9 protein-coding genes and 2 pseudogenes are annotated in these 11,089 nt (G+C 39.9%); 7 read left to right on the top strand and 4 right to left on the bottom strand.

Annotated features, from left to right (window positions below; genetic code table 11):
* Positions 1-33 precede the first annotated feature (33 nt).
* Complete coding sequence (locus tag CDG77_RS31345) at positions 34-1,209, bottom strand: homospermidine biosynthesis protein (RefSeq protein WP_094333121.1); 1,176 nt, start codon at positions 1,207-1,209, stop codon at positions 34-36.
* Positions 1,210-1,458: 249 nt separating this feature from the next.
* On the opposite strand from CDG77_RS31345, the gene CDG77_RS31350 reads away from it, so the two are divergent.
* On the top strand, positions 1,459-2,343 hold the full coding sequence (locus tag CDG77_RS31350) for a ParA family protein (RefSeq protein WP_094333126.1): 885 nt from the start codon (positions 1,459-1,461) through the stop codon (positions 2,341-2,343).
* A gap of 233 nt (positions 2,344-2,576) precedes the next feature.
* On the top strand, positions 2,577-5,960 hold the full coding sequence (locus tag CDG77_RS31355) for an EAL domain-containing protein (protein WP_094333122.1): 3,384 nt from the start codon (positions 2,577-2,579) through the stop codon (positions 5,958-5,960).
* Between the two features lie 66 nt (positions 5,961-6,026).
* On the opposite strand, the gene CDG77_RS31360 is transcribed toward CDG77_RS31355, so the two are convergent.
* The gene (locus CDG77_RS31360) at positions 6,027-7,172 is read right to left on the bottom strand and encodes a histidine decarboxylase (protein WP_094333123.1); all 1,146 of its coding nucleotides are present in this window, start codon (positions 7,170-7,172) and stop codon (positions 6,027-6,029) included.
* A 367-nt stretch (positions 7,173-7,539) separates the two neighbouring features.
* A pseudogene (locus tag CDG77_RS39250) lies at positions 7,540-7,730 on the bottom strand (zinc finger domain-containing protein); the annotation flags it as partial.
* A gap of 159 nt (positions 7,731-7,889) precedes the next feature.
* Between CDG77_RS39250 and CDG77_RS38170 the strand changes: the two are divergent.
* From CDG77_RS38170 to CDG77_RS31380, 5 genes are all read left to right on the top strand, one after another.
* On the top strand, positions 7,890-8,132 hold the full coding sequence (locus CDG77_RS38170) for a hypothetical protein (protein WP_219852004.1): 243 nt from the start codon (positions 7,890-7,892) through the stop codon (positions 8,130-8,132).
* Positions 8,113-8,445 carry an ISAzo13-like element transposase-related protein gene (locus CDG77_RS38745; protein WP_262985184.1) on the top strand — a complete coding sequence of 111 codons (333 nt, stop codon included), beginning with the start codon at positions 8,113-8,115 and terminating at the stop codon, positions 8,443-8,445. Before CDG77_RS38170 ends, CDG77_RS38745 begins: the two co-directional genes overlap by 20 nt.
* Positions 8,446-8,467: 22 nt before the next feature.
* Complete coding sequence (locus CDG77_RS38750) at positions 8,468-9,064, top strand: ISAzo13 family transposase (RefSeq protein ID WP_262985185.1); 597 nt, start codon at positions 8,468-8,470, stop codon at positions 9,062-9,064.
* A 94-nt stretch (positions 9,065-9,158) separates the two neighbouring features.
* Positions 9,159-9,551: a pentapeptide repeat-containing protein gene (locus CDG77_RS31375; RefSeq protein ID WP_094333124.1), complete on the top strand. Its 393-nt coding sequence runs from the start codon at positions 9,159-9,161 to the stop codon at positions 9,549-9,551.
* Positions 9,552-9,647: 96 nt separating this feature from the next.
* Positions 9,648-10,136, top strand: coding sequence for a DUF2243 domain-containing protein (locus tag CDG77_RS31380; RefSeq protein WP_094333125.1), 489 nt, complete (start codon positions 9,648-9,650; stop codon positions 10,134-10,136).
* Positions 10,137-10,523: 387 nt separating this feature from the next.
* On the opposite strand, the pseudogene CDG77_RS31385 reads toward CDG77_RS31380, so the two are convergent.
* Positions 10,524-10,688 (bottom strand): annotated as a pseudogene (locus CDG77_RS31385) (IS630 family transposase); the annotation flags it as partial.
* Positions 10,689-11,089 lie beyond the last annotated feature (401 nt).

The raw sequence follows: 11,089 nt of genomic DNA on the forward strand, positions 1-11,089 counted from the left end.
CCCTGCTCCCCCTGCTCCCTGCCCCTCTACTCCCTAATGAGCATTCGGAATCAGCCGACCACAGGGATAAGTCGCTGTTTGCTGTGAAGCACTATCAGCCACTGCTGCGGGAATCCGATCTGATGGTTGGTTTTTGGCTGCTAGATAGTCTTTTTGCAGTTTATCCAAAATAGCTTCTCGCTTGTCGTACACCCGCTTTAGGGGACGGGGCTGGCACTTATTCAAGACGTATGCTGTTACCAATGGTAGAGCGATCGTGCTATCGGTATAACAAACAATTGTGTTAGGTAACTCTTCCGGGTCAATTTTACCCCAACTAACAGCTTCCGATGGGGTTGCTCCAGACAAACCGCCTGTATCTGGACGTGCATCGGTAAACTGGATAAAGTAATCGTGTCCTCGTTCTTCTAGCCCTAATACTTCGTGAAGTTGCGGTTGAGTTTGGAGTAAAAAGTTCTTAGGACTACCGCCACCGAGAATTACCGCCGCACTTTTACCTCCAGACTCACGGGCATTATATGCGATCGCAGCCGTTTCATTTACGTCAATTGATGGATCTATCACCAACTGCGAACCTTCCAAAGCCAAAGCCGCCACGTTCATTCCAATAGAGCTATCTCCTGGAGAAGACGTATATATAGGCACACCATACTCATAAGCTGTAGCCAGCAAGCAGGAATGCTGCACACCCAACTGCTTTTCTACTTCCCGAACATACTTACCCAGCAAATGGTGAAACTCAGCAGTTCCCATCCGTTTCTGAAAGGCTTCCCCTTGCAGAATCTTGCGGATGAACGCATCAGTTTCTAGTAGCACATCGTAACCAAAGATAATGTCATAAATGCGAATCGTCCCTTCCTGGCGCAGTTTCACATCATCCAAAAACGGATTACCAGCAAAAAGTTCAAAACCCAAACCGTAGTGCATATCGTGGTAAAGATTTGCACCAGTGCTAATCATCCAGTCAATAAAACCGTTGCGAATTAAGGGTGCAAGCGCTGAAACCCCAAATCCTGCTGGTGTCATCGCACCGGAAAGGCTAACTCCCACCGTGACACCTTCCGTTAGCACATCACGACTCAGAAGTTGGCAGATTTCCCGCAACCGCGCAGAGTTGTAAGCGGTGAAGTAGCGATCGATCAAATCCACTACATTGATATCATTTGATATAGGTGTAGGTGCAATTTTTTGACCCAGTTGCTTAGACATTTTGGCACTCTCGAACAGTAAACACGCCGAATCTAATGTTACCTAGCTTTCAACTAAAGTGACAGCAATTTAACTAGTACAGCAGCAGGTAAATCCACCCACGGCACGAAGAAGTGGTCATTTCCCCCTGCTCCCTGCTCCCTGCCTCTTCGTTGAGTTTCCGAAAATATTAAATTTAATGGAAGATTTAATAAATCGAGAGAGGTGTACGCTACCTAGAGGTGAATGCGTCAACAGAGGACTCAACCAATGGGATATGTAATTGCTACTGCAAATATGAAAGGTGGCGTTGGTAAAACCACCCTCACCGTAAACTTAGCTACCTGTTTAGCTAAAAATTATGGCAAGCGGGTGCTTGTCCTTGATTTAGATAGCCAAATTAGCGCCACACTCAGTTTGATGTCGCCTTTAGATTTTGCCAAGCGTCGTAAACAAAGCAAGACATTTAGGTATCTGATCGATGAAGTAATCAATCCAGATCCACAAGCAAAACTAACAATTCAAGATATCATTCAATCCCAGGTTTGTAATCTTCCTGGACTGGATTTATTACCAGGAGACATCGATTTGTATGATGAATTCGTTGTTTCAGAAATGCTACATAAACAAGCAACTGCATTAGGTGAACAGGACTTTGAAACGATTTGGAATCGCTTTGAAAGAGTCTTGATTAATAACATTTTAAAACCAGTCCGTCAAGAATATGATTTTATCCTTCTCGATTGTGCCCCTGGATATAATTTATTGACTCGTAGCGCTTTAGCTGCTAGCGATTTCTACATCCTTCCTGCAAAACCAGAACCTTTGTCTGTAGTGGGGATTCAGCTGCTAGAAAGACGCATTGCCCAATTGAAAGACAGTCACGGACATGAAACCAAAATAGATATAAAAATGCTGGGAATTGTATTCAGTATGTCCAGCGCTAACCTGCTCACTGGTAGATACTATAAACAAGTGATGCACCGCGTTGTGGAAGATTTCGGGGTAGATAAAATTTGTAAAGTACAAATACCTGTTGATGTCAATGTTGCTAAGGCTGTTGATAGTTTTATGCCAGCTGTTTTAAATGCTCCCCAATCAGCTGGTTCAAAAGCATTTTTTCAGTTAACTCAGGAGTTGTTGCAAAAGTTATAAAGACCTAGCCAGTAAAGTAATCAGGGTAATATAGCAGGGCTATTTCATTCGTAAAAAGTTAGATCCCGACTTTTTAAAAAAGTCGGGGATCTAGACAGTGCGAATTGTCATAAATCAGATAGTATTGCTACAAGTAAGTTATCTTTTCTTATAAGTTCAGCAGTTATACGGAAGCTATATACAGCGAGATTCGGCTATTGAGTGAAAAGGTCAGTAAATCTCGCTAATAAACAATGCTTACTAACAATTCTATACAGGCAGAGAAAAATCAGAATTTGGTAATCCGCCTACCACGGACTCTGAGTTATCTCGAAACCTGGGGCTTTGGCTTAACGGGTCATGTGGGATGGATTGGTACTGCGCCCATTATTCATGCAGCGTTAGGGTCTAAAGCAATCTTAGTTTGGTTTGTTGGCACGATCGTTTCCTTTTTATTGAACTTGCAGGTACAAAGTCTAGGTAGACGCTGGCCAGATGTCGCTGGAGGGACACCAAACTATACTACAAGGCTATTAAAAAATTTTCCTGGCTTAGGTCGTTACGTAGCATTGGGATACTTTTTTAGCTGGGCAGCAGCACCAGCACTATATGCGATTATTCTCACAGACCTAATTAAAGTCAATTTTGAAACATTAGGTCTTTCTTGTCCAGAAACTTTATTAAAAGTTGTATTTACAGCAATTCCCTTTATTGTGGCATTCAGTGGTAGCCGTGCTTTAGCACTCCTGCATTTGTTTTTTGTATTCCCAGCGATTTTATTACTGCTTTTGTTTTCTATTCAAGGTGTCCTATGGTTAGGCTTCTCAACTGCTAGTTTTAAACTTATCCCAACTAGCACACATACCCTGAGCTTTGAAGAATGGGCAAAGTGGTTTTTTCTAGCTAGCTATTCAATTTATGCTTGTGAAACCACTTCTTCTTTTGTTGCTGATAGCCACCATCCGTATAAAACTTTAAAGTTCTTGACCGTAGCTGCTTGGCTAATTCCTCCAGTATTTTTAGGTGGCTCTTGGGTATTAATGTGTTCGACTCCCAATCCAACAATAGGTGACGATACATTCTTAAATCTAGTAGCGGCTTCTAAACCTTTTTGGGGTGAATATGCTCCCTTTCTAGTAACACTTTTGATTACTGTCTCTTGCCTTCTAAGTTCTGCTACGGCAGTCTCCAACTCTCCTCGGATACTATATCAACTTGCCTTAGATAGACAGCTTTCTCCCATCTTTGCATTGGTTTCTCATCAAGGTGTCCTTGCGCCGGCTATTTTAGTTACCTTTATAATCAGTTTGCTTTGTCTCAATTTAGGAAATGTATCTCAACTTGTCACAGTCGCAGGCACTTGTTATCTCATGTCCATTATGGGACTACATCTGGGATTATGGCTGTGTCGAGGCGAACCACAAGTCTTATGGCCTTGGTGGTCACTTAGTTTTTTCCTTCTAGAAACAGTAGTTCTAATAGTGGGAGGTTTGGCTTGGAATTGGAGAGATTTTTCGGTAGGATTACTATTACCCATTGTTCTGATGATAGGAGATGTAGCGTTAAGTCGCTTAAGATTTGCGCCATTACACCCGGAATGGTGGACACAGCGTTACTACACTAGGTCTAGTAAAAACAACTCAGATTTTGTGGTACTACAGGTAATTGTCTTAGTATCACTAATTTGTATTACTACTACAAGTAGTTGGGTTATCCGCGATTTACTAGACAGAGTTTCTACTAATCCTCAAAACTCTTTACTAGCTATTTTGTTAGTGACGCTTTCTTTTATTGGGGTAGCGATCGCTTGCTGGACAACTCTACCACAAATTGTTGCTATTGACGAGGCACGTAAACAAGCAAGAAACCTATTTATTACTACTCTCGATACCGTTCCAGATACTGTTTTAGTCTTAGATGAAAATGGTACTATTTGTCAAACAAATGCTGCTGCTGAAGAATTATTTCAAACAAGTGTTGAGCAGTTGCTTGGAAAAAAGTTGAATAAAATATTAAAATACTATCGGGGCAAACCAAAACAGTGGTCTATTAGGAGCGAGCAAACCTTAAGAGTCAATCAATGTCTACTAATTGTTGAATCAACTATTTCACAGCCATTTAATTCCCAAGTAAGAGAGTATGTTGTTATTGTTCGTGACATCACTAAGCGAAAGTTAGTAGAAGAAGAATTAATCCAATATCGTTATCAGCTTGAGCGACTTGTTCTAGAACGCACTATTGAACTTATTAGAGTAAATCAACAACTTCAACAAGATATTATTAAGCGGCAACAAGCACAAGAGCAATTACTACACAATAGTCTTCATGACGAGCTAACTGGATTACCTAACCAAAGATTATTTATGGAGCGAGTGCAGCGAGCAATAGAACGTACTCAACAGCAAAGTAATTATTTATTTGCCGTACTATTTTTAGACCTAGACCGCTTTAAAGTTGTCAATGATAGCTTGGGACATCTAATGGGAAATCAACTTTTGATTGCAATTTCTCATCGTTTAAAGTCAGTTCTACGAGGTAGAGACATAGTTGCCCGTTTTGGCGGCGATGAGTTCACAATCTTAATTGAAGAAATTGAGGATATCAATATCGCCATACAGGTAGCCGAGCGAATTAAAAACATACTAGCTTTGCCATTTCAATTAAATGAGCATCTGGTGTTTACTAATGCTAGTATTGGCATCGCTTTAAGTAAACCAGATTATGAACAATCAGCGCAGATTCTACGCGATGCTGATGTGGCAATGTATCGTGCAAAATCACTTGGTAAGGCACGCTATGAAGTCTTTGACCAAAAGATGCACGAGAGTGCATCTTTACTATTAGAGTTAGAAACTGCTCTGCGAAATGCGCTGCTCAAGCAAGAAGAATTTCGGCTTGATTACCAGCCAATTATTTCACTAACAACTGGTAAAATTATTGGATTTGAGGCGCTGATCCGTTGGTATCATCCAGAACGAGGTTTTATTTCGCCTCAAGATTTTATTCCCCTGGCCGAAGAAACTGGAATGATTGTTAGTATCGGGGAATGGGTACTTTTTGAAGCCTGTCAGCAAATGCATAGATGGCATCAACAATTTCCTAGCTCACTACCCTTGACAATTAGCGTAAATTTTTCTGGGAAACAAATTACGCAAGCTGATGTGTTTAAACAAGTTAAACATATTTTACAGGAAACTGGACTGGAGCCATGCTGTTTGAAGTTGGAAATTACTGAAACCCTGTTGATGGATAATTTTGAATTAGCTACCACAGTGCTTTCCCAGTTAACAGAGCTAAATGTCGAGATGCACATGGATGATTTTGGGACTGGTTATTCATCCTTAAGTTATCTACACCGCCTACCAATCAAAACCCTTAAGATTGACCGTTCTTTTGTGACTAATATCGGTAGTCAAGGAGAAAATTTAGAAATTGTAAGAGCAATCGTGACATTAGCTCATAATCTAAATATGTCTGTAACAGCAGAAGGGATAGAAACTATAGAACAGCTAGCACAACTGAAGGCATTACAATGTGATTATGGACAAGGGTATTTTTTCTTACCACCTATGGAAGGTACAGAAATAGAAAAATTACTTGCTGCTAATTTGTGTTGCAAAAACTTTTTAAATAGATAAAATTTCGTTTGAAGAAACACATTGTAAGGTTGGGCAATTAATTCCAATTGATAGTCTAAGTAAGTGTCAAACTGTCTGTAAATTAAAATTTTCTACATTATTAATTAACCCTTCTTCTAGCAAAAGTTCATTAATAAAATTATCGATTTTATCCCGATTAATATTCTGCATGACTATAATATGTGCCCAATTTTCAAACCCGGCTAATTGCCACTTTTTAATTAACTTTTGACAAGGCTTTTGAAACACTACGGTGTTGGAGAAATCATTTAACATACATGGATATTCTCTGATTTGAAGTTGTTGGCAGAGGTACTGAGCATTGTTGATACAAGTATTTGCTTCTCTGGCTAATCCATCATAACCTCTGGTTTGCACTGCATACCAGAGAATTAGGGGAGTATGACCGTTTCTAGAACCCAGAATTGTTGTATCTTTTGAACCAATATATTCAATTTCTGTTTCAACTTTTTCTACCCATTTTTTCTTTGTTAAAACTACACCACAAGGTAATGGAGAACCAATGAATTTAGCAGAAATAGCTACACTATCTATAGGTTTTTGAAAATTAACTTGTGGAGCGCCATCTAAAAACGGTAATATTAATCCTGAAAGTGCGGCATCACAATGAATATAGTAATCTTTAATCTGATTGCGATCTAAAATTTCTAGAACTTTGTCTAAATTATCAATTGCACCTTTGACAGTAGTTCCAATATTTAAATTTATGATCGCTGGATAACTACGATTTTCGCTAAGGAGTTGTTCAAAATGGTCATAATTCATTTCTCCATTAGCTTGCGAGTTAATAACATTATGTTGAATGCGGAATAATTTCGCGGCTTTGGGTATTGAGTAATGAGAGTCTTGTGATGAGTAAAGAATCCCATTAGAGTAGATTTCCCTTGCTAAGAATATTCCATATAAATTACCTTCAGTCCCGCCAGCAGTAACATAACCCCAAAACTGACTTTCTGGAATTTTATAAAGGTGAGCAAAAAAAGCTAATACTTCTTGCTCAAACTTACGAGAATGAAGACCAAAATCTGGTTCAATATATGGATCTCCAGCATTATTTAACAGATGATTGAAAAATTTGCCGATCGCACTGTAATCACAACTTAAATTATATGGGTAGCCTGCGTGAAACTGCGATCGCTCTTTTATTTGCAGCAAAAAATCTGCCAATTCTTTAGCAACTTTATCTGACATATCTTTTTCTCTCTTGAATTTTGAGTTAATGGATGTTTTAGTCTAAATTCTACGTATTAATCCATACCTTTATATTTTCTTAATAATTTAGCAGTCCCCCTTTCTTTAAAGAAGATACAGTTAAAACACGTAGCCATCTTCAGTAAAAATACTCGATTTTTTTGTTCCAAATTATATTACCCTTAGGACTTACGTACTGGACAAAAAGACTATAATGTGTATTACGCAAAATATCTATTTCAAGCGCTGACTCAAAAAACTTCTCCCTCGTTTTACTACGTAAAACAATCCCTCTCCGATTTGGAGAGGGAAAAACTTGAAATTTAGTTAAAAATAGGGAGAAGTTCGTCGAATTAGCGTATATTTACTAGAACTCTCCAGCTAAGGCTGCAACACAGCGATCGCAAATTAAGGGATCTTCTGGTGATTCTCTCATAGCAGTAGAGTAGTTCCAACAGCGAATACACTTCGTGTAGGCTTTGCCAATTTTTGCCCTTCTGCATTCACTACCCCAATTATCCCGTCTTCTGTTTGTGCTGTATATTTTAATTTTTGTATGTAGTGCATCAGCAGAATCTAAGGAAGTAGCAAACCACTTTTACCTGTTTATGCAGCTTAAATGGATAAAGTCGAGCTTAGGAACGTGGATTAAATAAGATCCAGAAATTTAGGATGCAATGATAGGCTGAAGTTATCTATAGGTATCCTCTGTGTGATATGAATTCCTACTCATCCGAAGTCGAAGCAAAAATGCAACGTCTTTACCAGTCCTTATCAGAGAAAGATCGTCGTCGTTATGCAGCGATTGAAGCTCTAAAACTGGGATGGGGGGGAATTAACTACATCAGTCAACTATTTGGGTGTGATGACGACACCATTCGGTTTGGGTTGAAGGAACTGGAAGATGAAACAGCGATGAACATGAGTGAGATTCGTCGCAGTGGAGGGGGACGCAAGTAAGCAGGTTGAAACTATCGAGGGATTAGATGCGGCATTTCTAAAAGTACTTGCTGAACATACGGCAGGCTCACCAATGGATGAAACAGTGAAATGGACTAACCTAACTCGACAAGAAATCGCTCTGCTTTTGACTGTGGAGGGAATCAGTGTTAGTGTCACCGTCGTAGACCAACTGCTTGAACGTTACCACTACCGTAAACGCAAAGCCCAGAAACGGCTGGCAACAGGCGAACATCCACAGCGTAATGAACAGTTTGAAAACATTGAACACATATCATTGTGTCTTATCAGGCCGCAGGGAATCCGGTTTTGAGCATGGATACAAAAAAAAAGAATTGATTGGAAAGTTGTATCGTCCGGGACGAATGTATACAACTGAAGAGATTGAGGTATTCGACCATGATTGGAAATCTCTGGCGGATGGAGTGGCGATTCCACATGGCTTGTATGACCTGACACAAAACGTCGGTTATATCCAGATTGGTACTAGCCATGATACGGGTGAATTTGCCTGTGATTCCATTCGCTATTGGTGGCAAAACTATGGTGTGGTGCATTATCGGTCTGCTAGTTCGATTCTCCTGATGTGTGACGGTGGTGGCAGCAATAGTTCCCGACAATATTTGTTCAAACAAGATTTGCAAGCTTTGGTCAACGAACTCGGTATTGAAATCCGCATTGCTCACTATCCCCCTTACACTTCCAAATACAACCCTATTGAGCATCGCCTGTTTCCACATCTAACCCGTGTTTGTCAGGGCGTGATTTTCGATTCGGTCGAAATGGTTAAAAACTTGATGGCAAATGCCAAGACCCAAACTGGTCTGAAGGTGTTTACAACTATCTTGACTCAGGTATACAAAACAGGTCGCAAAGTCACAGGGGATTTCAAGCAAACGATGAAAATTGTGTTTGATGATTATTTGCCCTAATGGAATTATACTGCCAAGCCACAGGTGTGAGAATTCTGGATCTTATTTAATCCATATTCCTTAGTATGGAAGTGATAACCTGTGAGGCTGTTATATGCCTGAAGTGAATTCTCAACAACCCATAAATACTGCCGCTACTCTTGTGGAGAGTTATGCAGCAGGAAAACGGGACTTTAGTAAAGCGGAATTAGGTAATGCCGATTTGCAAGCCATTAACTTGAAAGGTTCTGATTTCAGTTATGCAGACTTTAGTGAAGCTAACCTAAGTGGCGCTAATCTTAGAGGAACTGACCTGAGTTTCGCCGATCTGGGTCAAGCTAACCTAAGGGATGCCGATCTTAGGGGAGCATTGTTGATGTCAGCGAATCTCCGCCAAGCCGATCTCAAAGGAGCAAAGCTGGAAAAAGCAGACTACGATCGCAGTACCCATTTTCCCCAAGATTTCGACCCAATAAAAGTGGGTATGCAGATTAAATTTGAAGATTGATTAATTTAAGTTGAACGATCGTACTTGCCTCAAGATAGAGATTTTTCTTCCAAAAGAGTTGTATTTTTGAAAGAAAGCCTATCTATGAGGTTGACAATGGAGGCGAAAAATGAAACCCTCAATCGACGCACACCACTAATTACCTCTGGAATTTTTCTTGGCGTGGGTCTTGGAGGGTTTATTGATGGAATTTTACTGCATCAGATCCTCCAGTGGCATCACATGCTTAGTAGCATTCGACCTTTGACAAACATGGCGAATATAGATTTGAACATGGTATGGGATGGGTTATTTCATACCTTGAATTGGGTATTCACCGTGATAGGACTTGTGTTGCTATGGCGTGCCGGAGGGCGTGATGATGTTCCTTGGTCATCACAGACTTTTATTGGGTCAATATTGATTGGGATTGGGTTGTTCGACTTGGTTGAAGGTTTAATTGACCACCAAATTCTCGGTGTCCATCATGTGAAATCAGGCCCAAATCAGTTAGCTTGGGATCTAGGATTTCTTGCATTCGGTGCGCTACTTGTTGTTATCGGCTGGATAATGATAAAAAAAGAGTCAAGAGTCATTAGTCAATAGTTTTGTTTTGGGCATAGGGCATAAGTTATTCTCCCTTGTGCCCTTTGTCTCCTACTTATCTACTCCTCTACCCCTCTCTATGCCGTACAGATACTTTTGAAAAAACTAGCTTGGTTGACAGTTATCTCAATTCCAACAACAAGGAGGAGAATAGTGGGAATACCAGTTTTACCGCTTTGAACGGGCTTTACCAGAATTACCTACTGGATGGTCGATTAGCCCAAGGCTTGGTGAGTTGCTGAAATTCCTGTTTTGGCTGGTAATAGCCTTATTTATAGTTTGGATAGGTTAGGGATCGTGGCGAGAATTTAGTCCTTACCTATATTCTTGACTGAAGAAAAGTGGCAATCTCACTGATTTTCGCGTAAAAACTCACTCTAGTGAGTCAAATTTTTCCCAGTCAGTAATTTTATGACCATTTCCTGATGGTTGATTTGGTAACGCTTTGTAATCTCCCGTACTAGCTTTTCGTTGAAGCCAAAAGTTGATTGTATTTCGACTGATTTGAAAAACTTCAGCCGCTTGACTTTTCTTCATCCCGTCTAACTCAATTGCCTAAATTACCTTCTGACGTAAGTCGTAACTGTACGGTTTTGGCATGATCTGTTCTTGTACTGAATATCTAATCAGTATCCAATCTTACTTTCATCATAGATTATATTGTTTGTCCTAACCATCTTGGCGGTTGCTATACCAGACAATTATGAGCAGTGTCCGCAAGCTTATCAGGAAATTTCTCAAGAATGAATAAAAAGTGGGGATAAGGATATTCGATAATTACAAAGATATCCTTTTTCTGTCACTCTCCGAGTATCCTTTTCTTGAGATTATTCAGAATACCCATAAAGTGAGAGAAGAGGGATAACGAAATAGAAGAAAGAGTGAAATTGAAAAGAAATAATATAAAACTAAAAGCCTTCTCAAATTGAAAATTGAGAAGGCTTTTAGTAAGT

The sequence above is a fragment of the Nostoc sp. 'Peltigera membranacea cyanobiont' 213 genome (genome assembly GCF_002245975.1).
Classification (GTDB): domain Bacteria; phylum Cyanobacteriota; class Cyanobacteriia; order Cyanobacteriales; family Nostocaceae; genus Nostoc.